Source organism: Variovorax sp. OK212, from assembly GCF_900112425.1.
Lineage (GTDB): Bacteria > Pseudomonadota > Gammaproteobacteria > Burkholderiales > Burkholderiaceae_C > Variovorax.
In genome coordinates, this window is sequence record NZ_FOLP01000015.1 from 100,865 (window position 1) to 126,509 (window position 25,645).

Below are 25,645 nucleotides of genomic sequence, written 5' to 3' on the forward strand. Positions count from 1 at the left end.
GTCGGTTTCTTGATGAAGTTTTTGTGACAAACGGCAGTCGCCGCGCGCGCCGTGCGTCTAGATAACCGTACGCAGCAGCGACATGAGGGCTCTCCACCATGCGCTGCTGCACAGCGATTCATCTTTGAGAACGAGCTGTAAATGCAAGACATGAAGAAGAACAGCCCACCGATGTGTTGGAGAGCGGTGTGGCTGGCAGTGATGGCGATGGGCGCCCAGGGAGCGGCCTTCGCGCAGGCGGGCGCGCCGGACGGCGCACCCGCGCCCGTGGTCGCACCCGTGGCCACGCCCGCGGCGGCAAGTGCACCCGCACCTGCGGCGGCAGGCGCAGCCGCACCTGCGGCGGCAGCCGCACCCGCCCCCGCCCCCGCGGAACCCCAGCGCAAGGTCGACATTGCCGAGTACATCGTGCGCGGCAACACCGTGCTCGACGCGCGCGCCATCGAGAAGGCCGTCACGCCTTTCCTCGGCCCGGAGCGCACGCTGAAGGACGTGGAGGCCGCGCGCGACGCGCTGCTCGCGGCCTACCAGGCCGCGGGCTACCAGTCGGTGTATGTCGACCTGCCCGAGCAGCAGGTCACGCAGGGCGTGGTGTTCCTGCAGGTCAACGAGACCCGCGTGGGCCGCGTGCGCGTGGTGGGCGCCGAGTACAGCTCGCCGCTGGACGTGCGCGACCAGGTGCCCGCGCTGAAGGAAGGCGGCGTGCCCAACTTCACGCAGGCGCAGACCGAGCTCACCGCGCTCAACCGCGGCCCCAAGCGCCAGGTGATGCCGCTGGTGCGCCAGGGCAGCCTGCCCGGCACGATGGACGTCGACCTGAAGGTCGACGACAGCAACCCGTGGCGCGCCAGCGTGGGCCTGAACAACGACTACAGCGCCGACACGCGCAAGCTGCGCGCCAGCGTCTCGCTGGGCCACGACAACCTCTGGCAGATGGGCCACAGCGCCTCCATCAGCTTCTTCGGCGCGCCGCAGGACCTGAGCCAGACCAAGGTGTTCTCGGCCTCGTACAACGCGCCGTTCGCGGGCACCAACTGGGCCCTGGAAGGCAACGCCTACGTGTCCGACAGCAACGTGGCCACCGTCGGCGGCACCAGCGTGCTGGGCAAGGGCCACTCCATCGGCCTGAAGGCGATCTACACCGTGCCCAACGCGGGCAACTGGTGGCACTCGTTCAGCATGGGCGTGGACCTGAAGAACAACAAGGAAGCGCTGCAGCTCAAGGGCTCGGGCGACACGGTGCCGCTGAAGTACGCGCCCATCACGCTGTCGTACACCGGCTTGCGCCAGGCCGAGAAAAGCCAGTACGGCGTGGGCCTGTCGCTGGTGGTGGGCACGAGCAGCTCGTTCAAGTACGGCAGCGACTCCGCCGCCTTCGACTACAAGCGCTACAAGTCCTCGCCCAGCTTCATGGTGCTGAAGACCGACTTCAACGGCGCCCACACCTTCGACGGCGGCCAGCAGTTGGCCTTCCGCGTGAACGCGCAGATGACCGACTCGCCGCTGGTGTCGAGCGAGCAGATCGCCGGCGGCGGCATGAACTCGGTGCGCGGCTACCTCTCGGCCGAGGCCACCGGAGACTACGGCGTGGTCGGCTCGCTCGAGCTGCGCAGCCAGCCGCTGACCTTCCTGGGCAGCACGGTCGAGAACTGGCGCGTGTACGGCTTCGTCGATGCCGCGCGGCTGCGCCTGAAGAACCCGCTGGCCGAACAGGCCGACCGCTTCCAGCTCGCCTCGGTGGGCGTGGGCACGACCTTCAAGGTGGGCCAGTACTTCTCGGGCCGGGTCGATTTCGGCTACCCGCTGAAGGACGGCCCGCGCACCAAGCGGCACGACGCGAACGTGAATTTCAGCCTGACCGCGAGCTACTGAGTACCGGCGGCGCGGCTCCCCGTTTCCTTTTCATTTTTTTCTCTCTCTACGAGTTTTCCGGAGAACTGTCATGCGACGCATCCTTTTCATCGTGCTCACGCTGCTGAGCACGCTCCTGCCGGGCCTGGCCCACGCCTGGTGGCAGGCCGAGTGGTCCTACCGCAAGCCCGTCACCATCGACGGCGGCCCGCAGGCCGGTGCCATCGGCAGCGATGCCGGCCGCGTGCCGGTGCTGGTGCGCCTGCACACCGGCAACTTCAAGTTCGAAGGCGTGAGCGAGACCGGCGCCGACCTGCGCTTCGTCGCGGCCGACGACAAGACCGTGCTGAACCACCAGATCGAACAGTTCGATCCGCTGCTGGGCATGGCGCTGATCTGGGTCGACGTGCCCAACGTCTCGGCCGGCACGCCGCAGAAGCTGTGGATGTACTACGGCAACCCCAAGGCCCCGGCCTCGGGCAACGGCCAGCGCAGCTTCGACCCCGACTACACGCTGGTCTACCACTTCGCCGAAGGCGCGGTGCCCCCGCGCGACACCACCGCCTACGGCAACAACGGCCAGACGCCCACCGTCCCGGTCGAGGGCACGGTCATCGGCAAGGGCGCGCAGATGGGCAACGGCGCGCTGATGCTGCCGGCCACGCCGTCGCTCGCCGTGCAGGCCGGCGGCACGCTCACCTTCTCCGCCTGGATCAAGCCCGACCAGCTCGGCGCGCGCCAGGCGATCTATGCGCGCCGCGACGGCGCCGGCGAGTTCGTGGTCGGCATCGACCAGGGCGTGCCCTTCGTGCAGGTCAACGGCCAGCGCAGCACGCCGGGCCAGCCGGTGCAGGCCGGCCAGTGGTCGCACATCGCGGTGAAGGCCGAAGGCGAGAGCGTGGCGCTCTACGTGGGTGGGCGTCCCGCCGTGTCGCTGGCGGCCAAGCTGCCCGCGATGAACACCGCCGCCGCGCTCGGCGCCGATGCACCGGCCACCGGGCCGGCGGGCGCTGCCGCAGCCGGAGCGCAAGGGACGCAAGCCGCGCAAGCCGCCGCCTTCGCGCCCTTCACCGGCGCCATCGACGAAGCGCGCCTGTCGAAGGTGGCACGCGGCGACGCGCTGCTGCTGGCCGACGCCGTCTCGCAAGGCGCCGAGTCGCGCCTGACGGTGTTCGGCGCCGACGAGCAGCAGGCCGGCAAGAGCCACTTCGGCTTCATCCTGGCCGCGATGCCGCTGGACGCGTGGATCGTGGTGGGCCTGCTGGGCCTGATGATGGCCGTCTCGTGGGCCATCATGATCGGCAAGGGCCGCCACTACGGTGCCACCGCGCGCGCCAACAGCACCTTCATCGAGCACTTCCGCGAGGCCGCCGGCGCGCCGCTGGACCGCCTGGCCACCCACAACACGGTGCCGCAGGAGGTGCGTGCCGACTCGTCGCTGTGGCGCCTGTACGAAGTGGCCGTGGACGAAATGCGCCGCCGCCATGACCGCGGCTACGACCTGAGCGCGGTGTCCGACGCCACCATCGGCGCCATCCGCGCGGCCATGGACGGCGTGATGGTGCGCGAGATCGAGCGCATGTCCAAGCGCATGAACTGGCTGTCGACCACCATCGAAGGCGCGCCCTACGTGGGCCTGTTCGGCACCGTGATCGGGATCATGCTGGTGTTCGTCGTGGCGGCCATGGCCGGCGCGGTGGACATCAACTCGGTGGCCCCGGGCATGGCGGCCGCGCTGCTGTGTACCGCCGCCGGCCTGGGCGTCGCGATTCCCGCGCTGTTCGGCTACAACTGGCTCGCTTCGCGCTCCGACGCCATCACCGCCGACATGGCCGTGTTCGTCGACGAGTTCGTCACGCGCCTGGCCGAAGAGCAGGGCGAAGGCCGCTCGATGCCGTCGGTACCGGCACGAGCACGGGCCTGAGGAGCGCACCGACATGGCAACCCCAGCCAAGTTCGCGCCGCGCAGGCGCACCGGTGGCATCAACATCACGCCCTTCGTGGACGTGCTGCTGGTGGTGCTGGTGATCTTCATCCTCACCAGCAACGCCAGCATCCCGGGCATCAAGGTCGACCTGCCGAAGGCCAGCGCCTCGGTGGCGCTGGAGAAGCCCAAGACCAAGGCCATCACCATCGACAACGCGGGCAACGTGTTCCTCGATGCCTACCCGGTCACGCTGCCGGAGCTCGAGGAGCGCCTGCGCACCGAGAAGGCGCTGTCGCCGGACTTTCCCGTGATCGTGCGCGGGGATTCCAGCGTGCAGTACGCCAAGGTGATCGACGTGCTCGACCTGCTGCGCCGCATCGAGCTCAACCAGATCGGCCTCGTGACCGGCAAGCAGAAGTGAGGAACCGAGCGTGAACCCTCGCGACCCGAGTTCTCCTGCTTCCGCGCGGCGCGCCGGCGCGAAGCCAGGGCTGTGGCGCCGCTGGGGCGGGGCGGCCATTGGCGGGGTGCTGGTCGCCGCGCTGGTGGCGCTGGTATGGCACCTGCTGTCGGACACCGCGAGCACCAAGCGCGTGGTGGCCGATGCGCCGATGCTCATGCTGCCGCCTCCGCCGCCACCCCCACCGCCGCCCGAGCCCGAGAAGCTGCCCGAGCCCGAGCCGGAAAAGATCAAACCCGTGTCAGAGCCCGAGCCCAAGCCGGTCGAGCCGCTGGAGCCGCCGAAGGACGACACCCCGCCCAGCCCGTCGAAAGACCTGGGCGACCCGGTGACGATGGACAGCGCGGCCCAGGCCGGCAACGACGCGTTCGGCATCCAGGCCGGCAGCGGCGGCGGCATGAGCGGCACCGGTGGCGGCGGCGGACTGGGCAGCGGCTCCTACGGCCGCTACGTGGCCAACCTGCTGCAGCAGGCGCTGTCGCGCGACGCGCGCACCCGCCAGCTGGTGTTCGACGACATCCAGATCGACCTGTGGCTCGGCGCCGACGGCAAGACCGTGCGGGCGCAGCTGGTGCGCGGCACCGGCACGAGCGACATCGACGAAACGGTGCTCGCGCTGATCCGCGGCCTGGACCGCATCGACGAGAAACCGCCCGCGTCGCTGCGATTCCCGATGCGCGTGTCCATGAAGGGGCGCCGGCCATGAACGCTGACCGCCTGCCGGTCCGTGCCCCGGCCGCCCCGACTGTCCCATTCAATCCTGTGAACGAAGCGATGAACCAACTTCAACAAACTCCGAGCCGGCGCGCCATGCCGGTCCTGCGCCAGTGCGCGCTCGCGGCGGCCGTGGCCTCCGTGTTCGTCTTCGCGCCCGGCACCGCCGCGGCCCAGGCCGCTCCGGCGGACACCTCCATGGTCAGGCTGATCCGCGGCCTGATCCAGAGCGGCACGCTCGCCAAGGACGTGGGCGAGGCCCTGCTCGCGCAGGCGCAGACCGAAGCCATGGCCGCGCAGCAGGCGCAGCGCATGCCGGCTTCGGCCACCGCCGCGTCGGCCAGCGCCGCCGGCACGGCTGGCGGTTTGCGCCTGGAAGCGGGCGACGTGCGCGTGCCCTACATCTCGCAGACCGTGCGCGACCAGATCCGCGACGAGGTCAAGGCCCAGGTCATGGCGCAGGCCAAGGACGAAGGCTGGGCCGCGCCCAACGAAACGCCCGAGTGGAGCAAGCGCATCCGCGTGGAAGGCGACGTGCGCGTGCGCAACGAGTCGCGCGGCTATGCCGGCGGCAACAGCGACATCGAGACCAACTGGAGCGAGTTCAACAAGGGCTCGGGCTACGACGTCAACCCCAACACCAACCTGGCGCTGCCGTCGCTGCTGAACACCCGCCAGGACCGCCGCAACCTGTTCCGCGCCCGCGCGCGGCTGGGCGTGTTCGCCGACCTCACCGAGAACACCAAGGCCGGCGTGCGCCTGGCCTCGGGCAGCGACGAGAGCCCGGTGTCCACCACCCAGACGCTGGGCGGCGGCCTGAGCAAGAAGAGCGTGTGGCTCGACCAGATGTGGATCTCGCACAAGCCGGTCGACTGGCTCACCGTGACGGCGGGCCGCTTCGGCAACCCCTTCATGTCGAGCGACCTGCTGTACTCCAACGACCTGAACTTCGACGGCATCGCCGCGCAGTTCGACAAGAAGCTCACGTCCAACAAGGACCTGTCGCTGTTCGGCACGCTCGGCCTGATCCCGCTGGAATATTCGTCGGACAACGCGCCGGCGCGCAACCAGATCAAGATGAAGAGCGAGAACAAGTGGCTGCTGGGCGCGCAGATCGGCGCCGACTGGAAGATCGACGACGACAACCGCGTGCGCGGCGCGCTCGCGTACTACAACTTCCGCAACATCAGCGGCCAGGTCTCAGAGCCCTGCAAGCTGTATGCGGGCGTGGACGGCTGCAGCACCGACTGGTCGCGCCCGGCCTTCATGCAGAAGGGCAACACGCTCATGCTGCTGCGCGACATCTCGCTGGACCCGCTCAACCCGGCCGGCACGCCGCAGCCGCAGTTCGTGGGCCTGGCCTCCAAGTTCCGTCTGATCGACCTGAACCTGCGCTGGGACACGGCCGTGGCCGGCAACAACCTGCGCCTGGACGCGAACTTCGTGAAGAACTCCGCGTACGACTCGCGCGACATCTGGAACCGTGCCGGCCTGCGCGGCGCCATCGTGAACAACTTCGGCCCCACCGGCGGCGTGAGCCAGTCCGACTTCAAGAGCGGCGGCAATGCCTACATGGTGCAGGCGACCTACGGCAAGCCGGCACCCACCGCGCGTGGCGACTGGAACGTGCTGGCGGGCTACAAGCGCATCGAGCCCGACGCCATGCCCGACGGCTACAACGACTCGACCTTCCACGGCGGCGGCACCAATGCGCGCGGCTACTTCCTGGGCGGCTCGTACGCGATCGACAAGAACATGTGGTTCACCGGCCGCTGGATCTCGACCAAGGAGGTCTACGGACCGCCGCAGTCGATCGACACCCTGCAGCTCGAATTCAATGCGCGTTTCTAAGGAGCCGGCCGTGTCCAGAGGAAAGATCTTCCCGGCGCTGACGCTCGCCACGTTGGCCACGCTCGCCACCCTGGCGGTCCCTGCCGGCGTGGCGCATGCGCAGCCGCAACAGCAGCCCGGCGGCCAGAGCATGGAGGAGCGGCTTCGCGCGCAACTGCGCACGACCACGACCCAGCTGCAGCAGGCGCAGAACGAACTCGCCGTGCTGAAGGCGGGGCAACCCGCAGGTGCAGGTTCTGGTGCAGGTGCAGCGGTCGCCCCCGCGGGCGCCGCCACCGCGCCGGCCAGGTCCGAGCTCGACGCGCTGAAGAAGGAGCTGGCGCAAAGCCAGTCGCAGCTCGCGGCCGAACGCCAGGCGCGCGAGTCGGCCAGCGCCGGCAGCCAGCAACTGCGCCAGCAGGCGCAGGCCACCACCGAGAAGGCCACCGCGCAGATCGGGCAGTACCGCAACGCCTACGACGAGCTGCTGAAGATGGCGCGCGCGTCGGAAGCCGAGCGGCAACGCCTGGCGGCCGAGAGCGCGACGCACCGCACCGCCATGACGCAGTGCGAGGCCAAGAACACGCAGCTGTACGCGGTGGGGCAGGAGATTTTGCGGGCCTACGAGACGGTGGACGTGGGCACCGTGCTCGCGTCGCGCCAGCCGTTCGCGGCGCAGAGCCGCGTGAAGTTCGAGCAGATCGCGCAGCAGTACGGCGACAAGCTGTACGAGAGCAAGTTCGACGTGCGCGCCGTGGGCGCGCCGGCACAGGCCGCGGCCGCAACGCCGGCCGCCGCTGCTGCTCCTGCAACCCCTGCAGCCCCCGCATCCGGAGAAAAGCCATGAAGCGCCTCCAGTCCTCCTCGGCCGCGGCGCTCGTGCTGCTGGCCTCCTCGGTCGGCGTGGCCAGCGCGCAGGTGCCGGTGGCCGTGCCGGGCAACGCCGTCGTGGCCCGTGTCGGCGACGTCACGGTGGCACAGGACGAGATCGAGAAGCTGCTGCAGGCGCTGCCCGAGGCCGAGCGTGCCGCCGTCAAGGCCGACCGTTCGACGCTCGACGGCTGGCTGCGCCAGCGCCTGCTGAGCGAGGCCGTGCTGCGCGACGCGCGCGCCAAGGGCTGGGCCGACAAGCCCGAGGTCAAGGCGAAGATCGATGCGGCCACGCGCGAGGTTGCCGCGCGCGTCGTGAGCGCCACCTACCTCGACGCGGTGAGCCAGGTGCCCGCGGGCTTTCCGTCCGACGCGGAAGTGAAGGCCGCCTACGAACAGGGCAAGACCGGCTACAACCTGCCGGCCGCCTACCGCGTGGCGCAGATCTATCTGGCCACGCCAGACAGGAGCGCGGCCGCCGTGGCCAAGGTGCGCGACGAAGCCAACCGGCTTGCGCGCCAGGCCCGCACCGGCGACTTCGCCGCCGTGGCGCGCGCCAGCTCGCAGGACAAGCGCAGCGCCGAGCGCGGCGGCGAGGTCGACACGCTGCCGCTGGCGCGCATGCTGCCCGAGCTGCGCGACACCATCGCGAAGCTCAAGCCCGCGCAGGTGAGCGAGCCCGTGCAGTCCGAGGCCGGCTTTCACGTCGTGAAGCTGCTCGACGTGACGCCCGCGCGCACCGCCACGCTCGACGAGATGAAGCCCCAGCTGCAGGCCGCCTTGCGCCAGCAGCGCCAGCAGCAACTGGTGCAGGCCTACCTTGCACAGGTGGCGCCGGCGACGGCGCTGAGCATCGATGCCGCCGCGCTGGACGCGGCGCTCAAGAAGACCAACTGATTCCATCCGCACACAAACACATCCACAGGGCCAACATGAACAACACTTCGACCCCCCCCGACACCAGCGACACCGCCGCAGCCCCCATCGACATGCTGGACGCCGTCACGCCCGAGCAGGTGGCCGACGCCATCAAGGCTGCCGGCGGCGCCGTCACCAGCATCGAGCAGGACGGCGTGGTGCGCCTGCACAGCGCCAGCCACGGCATCGGCTTCCAGGTGATGTGGGGCAACCCCGTCACCACCACGCAGTACACCGACTTCACGCTGAGCTGCCCGCTGCATGTGCAGGGCGGCACCTTGCCCGAGGCGGTGCTGGCCTCGTGGCACCGCACCAAGCGCTTTGCGCGCGTGGCGCAGCACGGCGACTTCGTGGTGCTGGAGATGGACGTGGTGGTGGCCGGCGGCGTGAGCCCCGCGTACCTGGCGTTCGCCGTGCGGCTGTGGATGCAGATGATGGGTGAGTTCTTCCTGCACCTGCGCAACTACGGCCCGGCGGCGCAGACGCGCGCCGACGCCGCGAACGGCAACGACGGCAACAGCGCCAACACCGCAGAAGGCGCCGCCGGCGACAACACCGGGAACGCCCGGGGCGAAGCCGCGGCCGCCTGAGGATGCGCGCCATGCAGCGCAGCGGCGCGGCCGGCGACAGCCACGATTCGCCGACCGGCCGCGCGATCGTCGCCGCCGGCCGGCAGGCCCAGCGCGCGCGCCGCGCGGAGACCGTGCGCCAGAAGCAGCGCGCGGCCTTGCTGGCGCTGCTGGTGCAGACCATGGCGGAGCTCAACATCTCGATGGCCGAGCTCAACGCCGCGCGCCGCGCGGCCGCGCACGGCGGCGGCGATTGAGCGGGCGCTGCATTCAACCTGTCACGAAGCGTCACTAGCATCGCGCCGACAAACGCAGTACGGCCACGCATTCATCGGCGAGCCGCTTCCCCTTCCCCTGACAGGACCAGGCATGCTTCGGATGGCTCGGTCGCGCCTGGTTCGTGCCTTGACCTTGATCTTCGCTCTGCTGTCCGCGGCCTCCTGCCTTGCCGAAGGCGCGGCCCCGGCACAGCGCATCGGCTTCGACATTGCCGCGCAGCCGCTGGGCGACGCGCTGCAGGCCTACGCGAAGGCCACGGGCCTGTCGGTGTTCTTCGACGCACAGGTCACCGCCGGGCGCACCAGCGTGGCCGTGCACGGCGAATTCACGCCGCAGGAGGCGCTGCGCCGCCTGCTCGAAGGCTCGGGGCTGGCGCCGCGCTTCGCGGCGGACACCACGCTCACGCTGGTCGACGACGCGGGCGCTTCGGTGCGTGCCGGTGTGCCGGCGTTGCCGGCGCCGTTTGCCGAGCCGCTGGCCGAGGGCAATGCGCGCGCGGTGCAGCGCGCGCTGGAGCGCATGCTGTGCCGCTGGCCGCGCGCGCAACCCGGCAGCTACCGCGCGGTGGTCCAGCTGTGGATCGGTCCCTCGGGCCATGTGCGCCGCACGCGCATGCTGGCCTCCACCGGCATCGCCCAGCGCGACGCGGCGCTGCGCGCGGCCATGGGCACGCTGGTGCTGGCGCCGCCCGCGAGCGAGGCCGAGCAACCGCTGACCATCCTGCTGCTGCCGGACACCCAGGGCAGCACCGACGTCTGCGCCGCGCCGGACGCCGCGCCCTGAGCCCGCGATGGAACAGGACACCCCCGGCTTCCTGCGCGGCCTGCTCGTCAGCCGCTACCAGGACTTTCGCAACCGCCTCAAGCGCAAGTTCGGCTCCGAGGAAACCGCCGACGACGTGCTGCAGGAGACCTGGCTGCGCGTGCACCGCATGGCCGACCCCGGCCCGGTGCAAAGCCCCGTGGCCTACCTGCTGCGCATCGCGTCCAACGTGGCCGAGGACCGGCGCATCGCGAACGGGCGGCTGCTCGACTTCGTGGAGGTCGAGGAGCTGCTGCGCTTTGCCGACGACAGCCACGACCCGGCGCGCGTGGCCGAGTCGCGCAGCGAGGTGCAGGCACTGGAGCGCGCGCTCGAGGAGCTGCCGCGCCGCCGGCGGGACATCTTCATTGCGTCGCGCGTGGACGAGACGCCGCACAAGGACATCGCGCTGCGCTACGGCGTGTCGGTGCGCATCGTCGAGCGCGAAGTGAAGGCCGCGCTGGTGCATTGCGCGGGCCGGCTGGGCCGAGATGTGATCCAGAGGTTCGGTCCCGGCGCCGGAAAACAGTCTGAGTAAAAGCATGATGGCCTCGACCACACCGCCCGACGACCGCAACGCCCTGCAAGACCAGGCGCGGGACTGGCTCGTGCGCCTCACCTCGGGCCGCGCCACCACGGTGGACGCGCAGGACTTCAAGCGCTGGTGCGGCCAGAGCCCGCTGCATGCGCAGGCGATGACCGAGGCCACCCGGCTGTGGGACGCGGCCCGGCCCGCCGCGCAGGCCGTGGCGCAGCGCATGCGCGCTGCCGCTGGCGAACCGCCGCGCGCGGCCGGTGCCATCGCCTGGCCGCGGCCGGGCCGGCGCGAGTTCCTGGGCGCCGCGCTGGCCGCGGGCGTGGCCGCCTTCGTGGTGGTGCGCCCGCCGGCGCGGCTGTGGCCCGCGCTGTCGGACATGACGGCCGACTACAGCACCGGCACCGGCGAGCAGCGCCAGGTGGTGCTGGCCGACTCGGTGGTGGTCGAGATGAACACGCAGACCAGCTTCAACCTGCGGCCCAGCGCCGAGGGCGAGCCCGCCGCGGTCGAGCTGGTCGACGGCGAGGCGCAGGTGCTGCTGGCGCCCGCGCGCGCCGCGCCCTTCAGGCTGAGCGCGGGCGGCGGCCAGCTGGTGGCCGCCGTGGGCAGCCGCTTCAACGTGCGCGCCACCGGGCCCGAGGTGTGCGTGACCTGCATGGCCGGGTCGCTCGAGTTGCGCTACGGCGACCAGCTGCTGGTGGCGCACGAGGCGCAGCAGCTGAACTACGGCCGCCAGGGCGCCGGCGTGACGCGCGCGCCCGACCTGGCGGCCGTCACGGCGTGGCGCGAGCGCGTGCTGGTGTTCAACGACACCCCGCTCGCCACGGTGGTCGACGAGATCAACCGCTACCGCCCGGGCCGCCTGATCGTGACCAATGCCGAGCTGGGCCGCCGCCGGGTGCAGGCGCGGTTGCGGCTCGAGCAGCTCGCGCGCGTCGAGACGCTGATTGCCGCGAGCTACGGCGCCAAGGTGACGGCGCTGCCGGCGGGCATCGTGCTGCTCGGCTAGCGGTCGGCAGCGCTGTCGCGCACCTGCATGCGTTGCATGACATGGCTGTGAAAAACATCGCCGCGCATGCCACCCCGGAAATTTATCCCGTCTTTTGCAAACGCCGTGTCGGTCGCATCCGGCGAGCCCGGTCTCTTAAGCAGGGCACGGCGCCAGGGTGCCGTGTGAAGCAATCACGCGAACGGGTTTTCCTCCGAGGTACGACATGAGCAACAAGACATTCCGCCACGCGCCGGTCGCGCATGCGGTCGTCATCGCATTGGCCACCGCGGGCCTGGCCGGCCACGCACAGGCGCAGCGCGCCTTCAGCGCCGCATGGATGGCGCAGAAGAACATGGCGCAGGGCACGGCCGCCGCCACCGGCTACCTGCCCAACGGCACGCCGGCCTCGCTGCTGACGAACCCGCAGGCGCAGCAGCAGCGCGCGAACGAGCAGCTGCAGCGTTCGATCGGCAACCTGACCCTGGCCGCGCAGGCCATCGCGGCGCAGCAGGCCGCACAGGCGGCGGCGCGCGAGGCCGCGCTGAAGAACCCGTCTTCCGTGCCCGACGGCCTGGCCGAAGGCGGCCTGCGGATCGACACCAACAGCCTCACGGCCGGCTGGGCCAACGCCAACGTACCGGTGCAGTCGCAGCAGGCCGACGGGCGCACGAACGTGGCGATCCAGCAGACCGGCGACAAGGCCGTGCTGAACTGGGAGACTTTCAACGTCGGCAAGAACACCACCGTGAAGTTCGACCAGCAGCCGAGCTGGGCCGTGCTCAACCGGGTGAACGACCCGAACGCGCGGCCCTCTCAGATCCGGGGGCAGATCCAGGCCGACGGCACGGTGATGATCGTCAACCGCAACGGCATCGTGTTCAGCGGCAGCAGCCAGGTCGACACCCGCAACCTGCTGGCCTCCGCCGTGGGCATGACCGATGCGCAGTTCAAGCGCGGCATCTACAGCCAGGCGCTGGGCACCGGCTTCGTGCCCACGCTGGCCAACGACCTGAACGTGACGCCCTCGACCTCGTCGAACGGCAAGGCCACCGGCGACGTGGTCGTCGAGGCCGGTGCACGCATTGCCACGCGCGCGCCGCAGACCGTGACCGAGGGCGGCGGCTACGTGCTGCTGGCCGGGCGCGAGACGCACAACCGCGGCACCATCGTCACGCCGAGCGGGCAGACCATGCTCGCCGCGGGCGACAGCTTCGTCATCCGCAAGGGCGTGGGCACCGACAGCAACCAGCAATCGAGCACGCGCGGCAACGAGGTCACGGTGGCGCGCGTGGCCGACAGCACAGCCGGGCGCGTGTCCAACGCGGGCCTGATCCAGGCGCTCACCGGCGACATCACGCTGGCCGGCCACACGGTCGAGCAATCGGGCGTGCTGCTGTCGAGCACCAGCGTCAACACGCGCGGCACCGTGCACCTGAGCGCCACCGGCGACGCCGATGCGCGCGTCACGCTGGCCCCGGGCAGCGTCAGCGCCGTGCTGCTGGACAACAGCAGCGCCACCGCGCTCGACGTGCAGCGCGACGCGCTCATCAAGGACTCGGCCAGCCTCTCCGACGGCGCCTACAACCGGCGCGACCAGTCGCTGGTGCAGATCGCATCGAGCGGCAACGTCGAGTTCCTGTCCGACTCGATGACGCTGGCCACCGGCGGCCAGGTCAACGTGAACGCGGTGCGCCGCATCCAGGTGGCCGATCGCGCGGCCATCGACGTGGCGGGCGCGGTCGGCGTGAGCGTGGCCATGGCGTCGAACAACGTCGAGATCAATGTCCAGGGCAACGAGCAGCGCGACGCGCCGGGCAACCGCGACAGCAAGAACCTCAACAACGCCAACCTCTGGATCGACCGCCGCACCCTGGTGCGCGTGGCGGCCGGCACCAACGGCTACACCACCGACCGCTGGTACACCGGCGGCGGCCTGCTCGAAGTCAGCGGCTACCTGAACACCGGCGGCCACGGCATCGGCGAATGGGCCGCCTCGGGCGGTACCGTGGCCTTCGGCGGCGGAGAAGTGGTGACGCAGGCGGGCTCGGCCATCAACGTGTCGGGCGGCACCCTCGACGTGCAGACCGGCATGCTCAAGCAGAGCTGGCTCAAGGGCAACGACGGCCGGCTCTACAACCTCTCCAGCGCGCCGGGCGACATGCTGTACACCGGCGTCTACAAGGGCTTCGAGAGCGAGCACCAGCGCTGGGGCAAGAACACCACCGACTATTTCTACAACCCTTTGATCGGTGCGCGCGAGCGCCTGGAAAGCGGCTACACGGTGGGCCGCGACGCCGGCCGCGTGATCGTCGGCACCAAGTCTGCCGTGCTCGAAGGCGACATCGAGGCCACCGTATTCCAGGGCGACCGCCAGCGCAACGCGCCCGACGCGGCGTTCGACAGCTACCGGCAAGCGCAGACCGCCGCGCCGCGCAGCGGCCAGCTGCTCATCGGCCAGCTGCAGCCGATGTTCAGCATCGACACCGGCATGCTGCGCGACAACCCCACGGCGCTGGTCGAGCGCATCGACATCGGCACGGTGCAACGCATCGCGCAAGACCTCAAGCTCGAAGACGCATTGCCCGACGCGCTGAAGGGCAAGCTGCAGATCGACGCCGGCTGGCTCAATCGCCAGCAACTCGGTGGCTTCAAGGCCTATGCGCAGGGCGGCATCACGGTCGACGCCGACGTGGTCCTGGCCAACGGCGGCAGCATTGCGCTGCATGCGACGCAGGTGGACGTCAAGGCCAACCTCGGCGCGCGCGGCGGCAGCATCGCGCTGGGCGACACGGTCAACCGGCTGTTGCCCGGCAGCATCGTGAACTGGGCCGAGCAGCCGATCGGCAACTCGCTGCTCGAAGGCTACACGCGGCGCGTGGACGTGGCCGGCGGCGTGGCGCTCGACACGCACGGCCTCTGGACCAACCTGCGCAACAACCCCGCCGACATCGGCGGCCTGCCGTACATGAACGGCGGCAGCGTCACCATCGCCAGCACGGGCGACGTGCGCCTGCACGCCGGCACGGTGATCGACACCTCGTCGGGCGCGGCCATGATGGCCGACGGCTCGCTGCAGGGTGGGCGCGGCGGCAACATCACGCTCCGATCGAACCAGAACGGCAACACCGGCGGTGGCGCGGGCACTTTGCTGCTCGAGGGCGAGCTGCGCGGCCACGGCGTGAAGGGCGGTGGCACGCTGACCATCGACACGGGCATCGGCGTTGCCATCGGCGGCGGCTTGCTCGCCAACCCGGGTCGGCTGGCAGCGGGTGAATCGGTGCCGGTGCACCTGACGCTGGCCGAGGCCTTCACCATTCCCGCGGGCACGGTACTGCCGCAGGACTTCACGTATGTCTCGAACGTCGTACCGGCGGGCGAGGCGTTGAAGATCATGCCGGTGTTCACGGTCAGCAGGCCCTACAAGCTGCCGGCCGCCTGGGTGGTGCCGCAGGCGACCGTCGCATGGGAATACGTCTTCGTCTCCAGCAAGAGCGGGAGCATCTACGCCAGCGGCAACACCATCCCGGCCGGCACCGAGCTGGTGGAGATCAGCGGCAAGATGGCGCCGGGCTATGTGGTGCCCGCCGCCGCATTCCCCAACGGCATGCCGGTGTCCGACTACAACGCCACGGTGGCTGCGGGCACGCCCTTTGTGCGCGACCTGGTGCTGGGCGAGGGCACGCTGCTGTTGGCCGGCAACCGCCTGCCGATCGACGTGGCGGTCAAGCCCTTGCTGGTGCTCGACGACAGCGTGTTCCGCAGCGGCTTCTCGCGCTATGCGATCAGTGCGCAGCAGGGTATGCAGGTGGCCGCCGGCGCGAAGGTCGATGTCGCCATGCCGCTGCTGCGGGCCGACCCGGCCGCTGCCCGCGCCACGGCCACCGGCGCCGATCCGTCGGCCGTGCTGCAGCGCTGGCTGCCGCCGGTGTGGCAGGAAGACCCGCTCAAGGGTGTGCTCACGCAGCGCGCCGGTGCCGACCTGTCGCTCAGCGCGGGCTCGGTCTACAGCCAGGCGCCGCTGGTCGTCGGCCAGGGCGCGACGCTCTCCGTCGACCCGGGGCGTTCGCTCACCCTCACGGGCAATGGCCAGATCACCATCGACGGCACGCTCAACGCGTGGGGCGGGCGCATCGGCGTGCTGCCCGGCGCGTTCGGCACCGGCAATGACGTGGGCCATCCCGCGGGTTCGGCCAATGCCACCTCCATCTGGATCGGCAGCGGCGCGGTGCTCGACGCCGCCGGCCGCGCCGACACGGCAACGGATTCGAAGGGCCGGGTGTACGGCGACGTGGGCAGCGGCGGGCGCATCGAGATCGGCGCGGCCTACAAGGCCGACGCGGGCCAGGTCGACGCGGCCGATGCCTTCGTGGTCATCCGGCCGGGCGCGCGGCTCGATGCATCGGGCAGTGCCGCGCGGCTCGACCTGCCGGGACGCGGCACGCTCGACGTGGCGGGCGACGGCGGCCTGATCTCGCTGGCTTCGTACCGCGGCCTGTTCCTTGACGGCGACATGCGGGCGGCGGCGGGCGGCGCGGGTGCGGCCGGCGGCACGCTGGCACTGACGCTGGAAACGCCGAACTACGGCCCGGTCGACAAATTGAGCCTGAAGGGCATCAACGTCGACGACGCAGTGCGCGTGGCGCGCGAACTGGTGCTGGCGCAGGTGCAGGGCGACAGCGGCCTCTCGGCCGGCCTGAAGGTCGGCGACCGCGAGGCGGCCCTGGCCTACGGCACTGCGCGCGTGGGCGTGGACCGCATCGCGGCCGGCGGCTTCGGCAACCTCTCGCTGCTGGCCAACGGCCTCGTGAGCTTCGACGGCGACATCGACCTGCGCATGGGCCAGAGCCTGCGCCTGACCGCCAGCGCGTTCGGCCTGGCGGCCAATCCGGCCAACGCGGCGCCCACGTCGCAGGTCAGGCTCGCGGCCCCCTACATCCGGCTGGCGGGCAGCACGCGCGGCCAGGACGAAAACTACATCATGCCGAACCCGGTGCGGGGTTCGAAGAACAGTGGCAGCGGCGGCGGCATGCTCGGCTTGCCGCTCGTGGCCGAGGGCGCGCGCCTGCAGCTCGATGCGCAACTGATCGACATCGCCGGCCAAGTAAATACCGGCGCGCGCGGGGCCATCGTGCAGAACGCGGGCGATCCGTTGACGGTCGAGCGCCTGGCTTTCAGGCAGATCGTGATGCGCTCGGACGGCGACCTGCGGCTGTCGCAGGCGGCGCAGTTCTACACCCCCGGCAGCCTGACCCTCGCGGCCTCGCAGATCTACCCCGCGATGAACGACAGCGGTGTCTTCGTGGTGGGCGAACGAGGCAGCTTCGACAAGTACGGCACGCTGCTTCGCGAGTTCGACCCGGCGCGCAGCCTGAACATCGAGCGCATTGATCCCTCGGCACCGCTGCCGGCGCAGCCCTATTCGGCATTCGGCCGGCTGAGCTTTTCCTCGGCCGTGGTGAACCAGGGCGGCGTGGTACGCGCCCCGCTGGGCGAGATCGAGCTGGGCGCTGTCGCTGGGAGCGGGCCCACGGGCGAGGTCAACCTGCTGCCCGGCGGCGTCACCTCGGTCAGCGCCAAGGGGCTTGCCATGCCGTACGGCGGCACGCTCGACGGCTTGAGCTACCTGTACGACGGCAAGGACGTGGTGTGGAAGGGCGCGGGCAACGGCCCTGCGGTCACGCTGTCGGCCCACGTGGTGAACGTGCGCGAAGGCGCGGTGCTCGACCTCTCGGGCGGCGGCGAGCTCACGGGCACCGCCTTCCTTCCGGGCCGCGGTGGCTCGACCGATGCGCGCCTGAACCCGCTGGTGCAGACCACCGCGCGCGGCAGCTTCACGCTGCCCGGGCTGGCCACCAACCCGGTGTATGCCATCGTGCCCGGCGCGCAGGCCGGCCATGCGCCGCTGGTCAACGAGCACGGCGCCGGCGACCCGGCACTGGGCCGCCAGATCACCATCGGCGCGGGCGTGCCCGGGCTGCCGCCCGGCACCTACACGCTGCTGCCCTCGACCTTCGCGCTGCTGCCCGGCGCCTTCCGCGTCGAGCTCAACGGGCTGGCACCCAACCTGCCGCCCTCGGGCGTCACGGTGCCCATGCGCAACGGCTCCTACGCCGCGGCGGCGCAGTTCAGCGTGACCAACACCGGCATCCGCGACGCACTGCCGACGCAGGTGTTCCTGACCCCGGCCGACACGCTGCGCAGCTACTCGCAATACAACGAGACCAGCTACGCCGACTTCGCGATCGCACAGGCCGAGCGCTACGGCGTGCCGCGTCCGCTGCTGGAGCGCGACGCCAAGATGCTGCGCTTCAATTTCGCGCAGCCCGGCCGCCCGGGCGCGCTCGCGGCGAACGCGGACGCACCCGCATTGCGCTTCGCGGGCGTCGCCGACTACACGGCCGCGGCCGGCAGCTACGGCGGCACCGCGCTGGTGGACGGCAACTACAGCCCGAACATCGAAGTGCTGGCCGACGGCGCCGTGCGCACGCCGGGCTTCACAGGCGTGTCGGTGGCCGCCAGTGCCCTCAATGCCATCGCCGCGCCGCGCCTGGCGATCGGCGGCATGCCGAGCGTGCTCTACGTGGACTACCTGGGCAGTTCGCAGGGCGCTAACATTGCGAACTTCCTGAGCGGGGCCGGGAACATCGTGCTGCGCGAAGGCGCGGTGCTGAAGGCCGGCGAGGTCTACCTCGTCACGAATGTGAAAGCCGGCGGCATCGTTGTCGAGCAGGGCGCGGGCATCAACACGCTGGGCCGCGGCAAGGCAGCCTGGGACTCGCGCGACGGCTTTGTCTTCGCACCGGGCACATACAGCGTGCTGGCGGTCTCCAACGGCTGGCTCGACCTGCTGGCGCCGGCCTTCAGCGCCGACGAAACCCGGGGTGCGGGCCGCATCGACATCGGCGCCTGCGCGACCGGGTCGCTGTGCCAGGGCGTGACCCGGCTCTATTCCGAAGGCACCATCGCGGCGTCCACCGACCAGAGCTTCGAGCTGCGCGACGCAGCCCGCTACGGCACGCGCAACCTGGTGCTGTCGGTCGGCGGCATCAACGTCGGCAGCGAGGCCGCGCTGGCCGCCGCGGCCGCCCGCCATGCGCTGGCGCCGGGTCTCACGCTGAACCAGGGCATTCTCGAGCGCCTGCTGCGCGGCGACACCGCCAGCGGCGCACCGGCGCTCGAGAACCTGGTGCTGACCGCGCGCGACGCGGTCAATTTCCACGACTCGATCGAGCTGTCGACCATCGACCCGCTCACCGGCCGCTCGTCGCTGGAGCGGCTGGTGCTCGGCACGCCCGCCATCTACGGCGCGGGCAACGCCGACACGCTGGCGCGCATCCGCACCGGCATCCTGGTGTGGAACGGCGCCACCACGGCGCCGGGCCTGGTCGCCGCGGGCGGCGCGGGCACCGGCAGCGGCCGGCTGCAGATCGATGCCGACCAGATCGAGTTCGGCTACGGCCCCAACAGCCGGCCCGACACCGTCCACAGCGTGGACCGGCTCGTCCTGGGCTTCGGCGAGGTGGTGCTCAACGCGCGCGAACGCGTCACGGCCAATCACACCGGCTCGCTGTCGGTCTACCAGTCGCAAGGCGCGTGGGACGACGCGCTGAAGGGCTTTGCCTTCAGCGGCGGCAACCTGCGCATCCAGACACCGTTGTTCACCGGCCAGGCCGGCTCGGTCAACAAGATCAAGGCGGGCGGCGACATCGCGGTGAGCGCACCCGCCGGCATGGCCGCGCCGGCGCTCTCGGGCAAGGCGCTGACCGACGCGCTCGGCGCCGAGATCGGGCTGGACGCGGGCGGCAACCTCACGCTCGACACCCGCATCGCGCTGCCCAGCGGCAAGCTCACGGCCTCGGCGGCGCGCGACCTGCAACTGGCCGACGGCGCGCAGCTCGACCTTGCGGGTCGCAAGATCGGCTTCTTCGACGTCGCCAAGTACAGCTGGGGCGGCGACGTGGTGCTCGAGAGCCGCGCCGGCGACGTGCGCCAGTCGGCGGGCTCGCGCATCGACATGTCGGCCGACCACAACCGCGCCGGCAAGCTCACGGTGCTGGCGCTCGGCGAGGGCGCCGGCACGGTCGACCTGCGCGGCGCCATTGCGGGCGCCAGCAGCGGCCAGTACGACGCGGGCGGCACGCTGGTGCCCTATGCGGCCGGCGGCGCCGACATCCGCAGCCAGCACATCGAAGACTTCACGGGCCTGAACCGCCGCCTGGGCGAGGGCGGGGTGTTCGGCAGCCGCAGCTTCCAGCTCAAGCAGGGCGACCTGGTGCTGGGCGACGAACTCAAGGCGCGTGAAATCAATGTGTCGGTGGACGGCGGCCGGCTGGCCGTGAACGGCACGGTGGATGCCAGCGGCGATCAGGCCGGCAGCATCCGCCTGGCCGCGCGCGACGGCGTGACCCTCGGCGGCGCGGCCCTGCTCGACGCGCACAGCCGCGTGCTGCGCGTGGACAGCTACGGCCAGGTCATCGAGGCGCCCAACCGCGCCGTGATCGAGATCGACGCCGGCCAGGGCCGGCTGGTGCTGCAGGACGGCGCGCGCATGGACGTGCGCGCCGGCACCGGCGGCACCGCACAGGCGCTCGGCACCGTCGAGCTCAGCGCGCAGCGCGTGGGCGGCGAGCGCGGCAACGACATCGCCATCGACGCGAGCGGCAAGGTGCAGATCGACGGCGCGCGCGCCATCACCGTGAACGGCTTCTGGACCTACAACGACGCGGACGCCGGCACCGACCTCGCGGCCGACGGCCGCCCCTACCAGGTGGTGAACCAGGCCTACCTGGACCGCAAGCACGCCGACAGCCTGGCCTTCATGGGCAATGTGCTGGCCAACGGCAACCTGATGAACACCCGGCTGGCCGGCCTGCGCGCCTATGGCGACGCCTTCCACCTGCGCCCCGGCGTGTCCATCGTCAGCGCCACGCCCGACGGCGACCTGCACGTCGACGGCGACATCGACCTGTCGGGCTACCGCTATGCGAGCGTCAACCCGCGCACGCAGCAGACCGGTGTGTACGGCTCGGGCGAACCGGGCGCGCTGGTGCTGCGCGCCGGCGGCAACCTCAACGTGTACGGCAGCATCACCGACGGCTTCGACACCTCGGTGCTGCCCGCCACGCCGAGCGACCAGGGTTGGGTACTGGTCAAGGGCCGCGTGCCGTGGGGCGGCGACGTCGTCGTGCCGCGCGGCGGCCTCGTCGAGCTGGCCGAGGGCACGTTCTTCCAGCCCGGTCGCACGCTCAACTTCGACCTGCCGATGCAGCCCATGAACCTGAAGGCCGGCACCGTGCTGGCCACCACCGCCACGCTCTCGGCCAACCTGGTGCTGCCCGCGGGCACGGTGCTCGGCGGCGCGGTGCGCGATGCCTCGGGCCATGTGCTGCATGCGGCGGGCGCGGTGCTGGCGCAGGCCGTCACGCTGCCAGCGGGCACGAAGCTCGACGCCGGCAACCGCCTGCCCGGCGACACGCGCGTCGCAGCCATGACCTGGCCCGCCGGCGTGCCGCTGCCATTCCCCCCGGGCATCATCAACGACACGGGCGGCCTGAACTATCCGGTCAACGGCGTGCAGCTGGCCGGCTCGCTCATGCTGCGCAAGGGCGCAGTGGTGCCGGCTGAAACCATGGTCGTGCTGCCCGACGGCGTGACCTCCGTCAACCTGCGCCCGGCCGACGCCGACGGCAACCAGGGCCGCAACTTCGCGCTTGCGCCGATGCTGGCGCCGGGCTCCGGCTCGTGGTCGATGCGCCTGGTGGCCGGTGCCGACATCCGCGCCGCCGACACCCGCGCGCTGCGCCCGCGCGACGCCAACGGCCAGCTGCTGCTGGCCGACACGCACTACGGCATGGGCGGAGAACTCATGTTGCAGCTGCCCACGCCCGGCGTGGCGGGCCAGTACTACTGGATGGGCGATTCGCTGATCCAGATCGGCTATGCACCAGGCAAGCTCATCGACCTCGACGAGTGGGGCGGGGAGGAAGCGGTGCAGGACATCAACAACTGGGGCGTGGGCGACCTCGTGACCTGGGCCCCTCTGGGCTCCGCACCGAAGACCCGGCCGGTGCCGGCCACGCAGCAGCTCTTCAGCGTGCTGCGCACCGGCACCGGCGACCTCGACCTGCTCGCCGGCGGCAACTTCACGATGAACTCGCTCTACGGCGTGTACACCGCGGGCACGCAGTCGGCGGGTGTCGCGGCGGCCTACAACCAGCCACGTGCGAAGGTCGACGGCATGGTGCTCGGCGGCACCGGTACGGAGTTCGAACCCTTCGTCGACGGCGGCGGCAAGAGCCTGTACCGCGCCTGGTACCCCGAGCACGGCGGCAATGTGTTGCTGCGCGCGCAAGGCGATGTCCGTGGCGACCTGGTCGGCGCGAACGTGTCGACGCGCCCGGACGCGATCGGCTCCCTGCGCTCGACGGGCGCCAGCGTCGACGTGGGCAACTGGCTGTGGCGCCAGGGCACAGGCAGTGCCGTGGCGGCCAGCGAAGGCGTGCCCACGGCCTGGTGGATCAATTTCGGCAGCTACGTGCCCGGTGCGACCGACTCCTACGCCACGTTCGGCACCGCGCCGCTCATGGTCGGCTTCATCGGCATCGGCACGCTGGGGGGCGGCAACCTCGTGCTCGAGGCCGGCGGCGATGCCGGGATGCTGACGAAGCGCGCGGACCGCTTCGCCGTCAACGCCGCGCACAGCACCGGTCTCAACCTGGTAGTGGGCAGCACCGGGCGCGTGTCGGCCGACGGCCGGCAGCTCACGCTGACGGGCGGCGGCGATCTGGACCTGCGCATCGGCGGCGGGCTCAACCCGGTGCCCGAGCTGCGGTCTTACCCGAGCACGGATGAGATCACGCCGCGGACGGTCTACAGCGGCAACCGCTCCGACCTGAACAGCACCTTCGTCAACCTGCGCGGCGCGCTGCGCATCCAGGCCGGTGCTGTGGGCGGGATCGAGCTGCGCTTCAACCGCGCCGACCCCGAGGAATCGCGCGCTTACCAGGTCTACACGGCCACCTCGTCCACCGCGGGCGGCGGTCCGGTGCTGGTGCCTGGCGACTCGGGCGTGCGCATCGACACCCGCGGCGACCTCGTGCTCGGCGGCGTGGCCGACGCGGGCCGCGTGGCCCAGCCGAACAACGGCGTGCCGTTCACTGCCAACGGCGTGCCGATGCCGGCCGACGGCTACAGCTGGTTCTCCCTGTGGACCCCGGGCAGCGCCATCGACCTGTTCAGCGCCGGTGGCAACCTGACGCCTTCCAACAGCACGACCGGAGACCTCTCGCACGCCAACATCCAGGCCAGCGACGGCCGCTTTCTGATGCCTTCGGTGCTTCGCGCGGTGGCCGCCAGCGGCAGCATCTACTACGGCAACTCCGCCACGGGTCAGCTTGACAGCAGCAACAAGCCGGTGCAGTCGCCCGTGGGCGTCATGCTGGCGCCTTCGCCCGTGGGCCCGCAATACGCCAAGGCCGGCGTGGGCCAGCTGGAGCTGCTGGCGGCCGACTCGATCTATGCCGGCGGGTACGGCGTGACGCAGTCGGGCGCGGACCCCACGGCACTGCCGAATCCGTTCAACGCGGGCTTCAGCGGCTCCATGGCACCGACGTGGTACGGCACGCAGAAGCTCAGCAACATCAACCCCGACGCGCTGGCCCCCACCGTCTTCCTGGAGAACCTGACCCTGCGAGAGGGCGCCCAGCTCTATCCGCTGTTCAGCTTCACGCCGCCAACCGCCTCGGGCTACGCGGTGGTGGGCCAGCAGCCGGCGCGCTTCTATGCGAGCGAAGGCGACGTGATCGGCGTGCGCACGGGCGCCATCATCACCCGTGGCACGGGCGCCATCGGCAACCTGCCCACCTGGTACGAGGGTGGCGGGCCGGTGGCGATCCGCGCGGGGCGCGACATCGTCAATTCGGGCACCGGCCTCGGCAAGTCCGAACCCGTGCCGATCGAAGGGACCGGCTGGGGCACGCAGGCCTACAACGGCAACCCCAGCGCGCCGCTGAAGCCCGTTCCGCTTTCGGGCGGCGGCGCGCGCGGCAATCTGATCGTGCACAACAACCCCGACGATGTGTCGGTGGTCCAGGCCGGGCGCGACGTGCGCTACAGCACCTTCTACGTGGCCGGCCCCGGCGTGCTCGAAGTGACGGCGGGGCGCGACGTGTACATGGCCGACAGGGCCGAGCTCAAGAGCATCGGCCCGGTCGCCAACATCACGCCGGGCGACCGCAGCAGCGGTGCGGGCATCGCGGTGGCCGCGGGCGTGGGGCGCAACGGCCCCGACTTCGCGGCCTTTGCTGCGCGCTACCTCGACCCCGCCAACCTCGCGGCCGGCGGGCAGGCGCTGGCCGAGCAGCCCGGCAAGGCCGTGACGACCTACGGCGACCGGCTCACGCTGGCGCTGTGGCTCAGCGGCCAGTTCGGCTACGGCGGCGACGAGGCCGGCGCGCCGGCCTACCTGACGAGCAAGCAGGCCGAGCTCGACCGCGCGCACCAGCAGTCCGCCGGCGGCGGTGTTGGCGGTGCACCGAGCCGCGACCTGGCGCGCGAGTACGGCCTGAGCAGCCAGCTGCACCTGGTCAACTGGCTCGAGGGGCGCTTCGGCGACGGCCAGCGCAACGGCCTGGGCCTGCGCTTCGATGCGGCGTCGATGGACGCGCGCACCTTCTTCGCGGCGCTGCCGGCGGAGCAGCAGCGCGCGTTCCTGCGCCCGGTGTACTACGCCGAACTCAAGGCCGCGGGCCGCGAGTACAACGCCGTGGGCGGCCCGCGCGAAGGCAGCTACCTGCGCGGGCGCGAAGCCATCGCCACGCTGTTCCCCTCGAAGGATGCGCAGGGCAACGCGATCGACTACCAGGGCGACCTGACGATGTTCAGCAGCGCGCTGTACTACGACGACACCAAGGGCACGGGGATCGTGCAGGTCACGACGCGCCCCCGCGCGGGCGTGAAGTACCTCACCAAGGAGGAATGGATCGCTGCCGGCCGCGAGACCTACAAGACCGCGCATTACGAAGTGCAGGATGCCGGCGTGCACACCGACTTCGGCGGCGACATCCGCCTCATGGTGCCCGGCGGCCGCACGCTGGTCGGGGTGGACGGCGGCTTCGTGCCGGGCGAAGGCTCGGGCGTGCTGACGCAGGGCGCGGGCGAGATCGAGATCTTCTCGAACGGCAGCATCCTGCTGGGGCAGAGCCGCATCTTCACGACCTTTGGCGGCAACGTGCTCGCATGGTCGGCGCAGGGCGACATCAACGCCGGGCGCGGCTCCAAGTCGACCGTGGTCTACACGCCGCAGCGCCGTGTGTACGACGGCATCGGCCTGGTGAGCCTGTCACCCAACACGCCGAACACCGGCGCGGGCATCGCGACGCTGAACCCGATCCCGGAGATCCCGCCGGGCGACGTGGACCTGATCGCGCCGCTGGGCACGATCGACGCGGGGGAGGCGGGGATCCGGGTGTCGGGCAACGTGAACCTTGCGGCGCTGCGCGTGGTGAATGCGGAGAACATCCAGGTGAAGGGGCAGTCGGTGGGCATCCCGGTGATCGCGGCGGTGAACGTGGGGGCGCTGACCAACGCGAGCGCGGCGGCGTCGCAGGCGGCGGCGGCCGCGCAGGACGTGCTGCAGCGCGACCGCGCGGCGCAGCGCCAGGCGCTGCCGTCGGTGTTCAGCGTGCGTGTGCTGGGCTTCGGCAACGAAGGCGCGGGCGGTGGCGACAACGGCGGCAGCGCCCCCGGGCCGCGCAGCCCGGAGATGCGCAGCGGCTACGACGCGAACAGCCCGGTGCAGGTGCTCGGGCGCGGGCAGCTCGCCAGCGCGCAGAAGGCCAGGCTCACGGCACAGGAGCAGCGCCTGCTCGCCGAGTGAACGAAGGACGAACCGGCGCGG

The 25,645-nt window shown here is 71.2% G+C and carries 13 protein-coding genes; all 13 read left to right on the top strand.

Features of this window, described 5'->3' with window-relative positions:
• Positions 1-150 precede the first annotated feature (150 nt).
• The 13 genes from BM004_RS30430 to BM004_RS30490 all read left to right on the top strand — a co-directional run bounded on the left by BM004_RS30430 (position 151) and on the right by BM004_RS30490 (position 25,624).
• Positions 151-1,872 carry a ShlB/FhaC/HecB family hemolysin secretion/activation protein gene (locus BM004_RS30430; RefSeq protein ID WP_256220119.1) on the top strand — a complete coding sequence of 574 codons (1,722 nt, stop codon included), beginning with the start codon at positions 151-153 and terminating at the stop codon, positions 1,870-1,872.
• 70 nt (positions 1,873-1,942) lie between these two features.
• Positions 1,943-3,775: a DUF2341 domain-containing protein gene (locus BM004_RS30435; RefSeq protein WP_093218942.1), complete on the top strand. Its 1,833-nt coding sequence runs from the start codon at positions 1,943-1,945 to the stop codon at positions 3,773-3,775.
• 13 nt (positions 3,776-3,788) lie between these two features.
• Positions 3,789-4,199: an ExbD/TolR family protein gene (locus tag BM004_RS30440; RefSeq protein ID WP_093136235.1), complete on the top strand. Its 411-nt coding sequence runs from the start codon at positions 3,789-3,791 to the stop codon at positions 4,197-4,199.
• Positions 4,200-4,209: 10 nt separating this feature from the next.
• Positions 4,210-4,944 carry a hypothetical protein gene (locus BM004_RS30445; RefSeq protein ID WP_256220120.1) on the top strand — a complete coding sequence of 245 codons (735 nt, stop codon included), beginning with the start codon at positions 4,210-4,212 and terminating at the stop codon, positions 4,942-4,944.
• Between the two features lie 68 nt (positions 4,945-5,012).
• Positions 5,013-6,803 (top strand): putative porin, encoded by a 1,791-nt coding sequence (locus BM004_RS30450; RefSeq protein WP_218152750.1) that lies wholly within the window; start codon positions 5,013-5,015, stop codon positions 6,801-6,803.
• A 10-nt stretch (positions 6,804-6,813) separates the two neighbouring features.
• On the top strand, positions 6,814-7,629 hold the full coding sequence (locus BM004_RS30455) for a hypothetical protein (protein ID WP_177206646.1): 816 nt from the start codon (positions 6,814-6,816) through the stop codon (positions 7,627-7,629).
• A complete protein-coding gene (locus tag BM004_RS30460; RefSeq protein ID WP_093218945.1) occupies positions 7,626-8,549 on the top strand; it encodes a peptidylprolyl isomerase in 924 nt (307 codons plus the stop codon). Before BM004_RS30455 ends, BM004_RS30460 begins: the two co-directional genes overlap by 4 nt.
• A 35-nt stretch (positions 8,550-8,584) precedes the next feature.
• Positions 8,585-9,160, top strand: coding sequence for a YbjN domain-containing protein (locus BM004_RS30465; protein ID WP_093218947.1), 576 nt, complete (start codon positions 8,585-8,587; stop codon positions 9,158-9,160).
• Between the two features lie 11 nt (positions 9,161-9,171).
• A complete protein-coding gene (locus tag BM004_RS30470; protein ID WP_143072563.1) occupies positions 9,172-9,396 on the top strand; it encodes a hypothetical protein in 225 nt (74 codons plus the stop codon).
• A gap of 148 nt (positions 9,397-9,544) precedes the next feature.
• On the top strand, positions 9,545-10,201 hold the full coding sequence (locus tag BM004_RS30475; RefSeq protein ID WP_177206647.1) for a secretin and TonB N-terminal domain-containing protein: 657 nt from the start codon (positions 9,545-9,547) through the stop codon (positions 10,199-10,201).
• 7 nt (positions 10,202-10,208) lie between these two features.
• A complete protein-coding gene (locus BM004_RS30480) occupies positions 10,209-10,757 on the top strand; it encodes an RNA polymerase sigma factor (RefSeq protein WP_093218951.1) in 549 nt (182 codons plus the stop codon).
• Between the two features lie 7 nt (positions 10,758-10,764).
• Positions 10,765-11,766 carry a FecR family protein gene (locus BM004_RS30485; protein WP_218152752.1) on the top strand — a complete coding sequence of 334 codons (1,002 nt, stop codon included), beginning with the start codon at positions 10,765-10,767 and terminating at the stop codon, positions 11,764-11,766.
• Between the two features lie 205 nt (positions 11,767-11,971).
• Complete coding sequence (locus BM004_RS30490; protein WP_093218954.1) at positions 11,972-25,624, top strand: filamentous haemagglutinin family protein; 13,653 nt, start codon at positions 11,972-11,974, stop codon at positions 25,622-25,624.
• The last annotated feature ends 21 nt before the right edge of the window (positions 25,625-25,645 follow it).